This is a genomic window from Pedobacter sp. ASV12, assembly GCF_016429155.1.
Classification (GTDB): Bacteria; Bacteroidota; Bacteroidia; order Sphingobacteriales; family Sphingobacteriaceae; genus Pedobacter.
Window position 1 is genome coordinate 1 of record NZ_JAELUC010000290.1, and the last position, 465, is coordinate 465.

The 465-nt window shown below is 40.2% G+C and carries 1 protein-coding gene and 1 pseudogene; one reads left to right on the forward strand and one right to left on the reverse strand.

Annotated elements, in window-relative coordinates; genetic code table 11:
- A partial coding sequence (locus tag JHD69_RS20350) for a magnesium transporter (protein WP_199142147.1) occupies window positions 1–239 on the forward strand: 239 nt, incomplete at its 5' end.
- A 125-nt stretch (window positions 240–364) separates the two neighbouring features.
- On the opposite strand, the pseudogene JHD69_RS21190 reads toward JHD69_RS20350, so the two are convergent.
- Window positions 365–465 (reverse strand): annotated as a pseudogene (locus JHD69_RS21190) (organic hydroperoxide resistance protein); the annotation flags it as partial.

Below are 465 nucleotides of genomic sequence, written 5' to 3' on the forward strand. Positions count from 1 at the left end.
GTTTAATCGTGCTCATTTTTGCTTTCTTTTTCGATGCCAATTTGTTGTTGGGACTGGTTATCTTTTTGGCAATGACAGGTAATTTGATTATTGCTGGGGTTACTGGAGCTGGTATTCCATTACTTTTAAAAAGAGTAGGTATTGATCCGGCCATTGCCTCCTCTATTATTATTACTACATTTACCGACGTATTCGGTTTTTTGCTTCTTTTGGGCTTGGCCAGCAAATTATTGTTGTAAGGCTAAAGGGGCCTCCAAAAAGTTTGCTTTATCATCATCTCTTCCTGTAAAGTCTTTATAGGTTTGGGTTTCTAAGAGAACAATAAAAAGGTTACGCTTTATGGAGGTCCTGTTTCTAGGGTTGGCTAAACTGCGGTTACCCTAACTTCAATGTTTCCCCTAGTGGCTTTTGAATAAGGACATGCCCGATGGGCCTTAACGGCCAATTGTTGCGCTTCTTCTATGC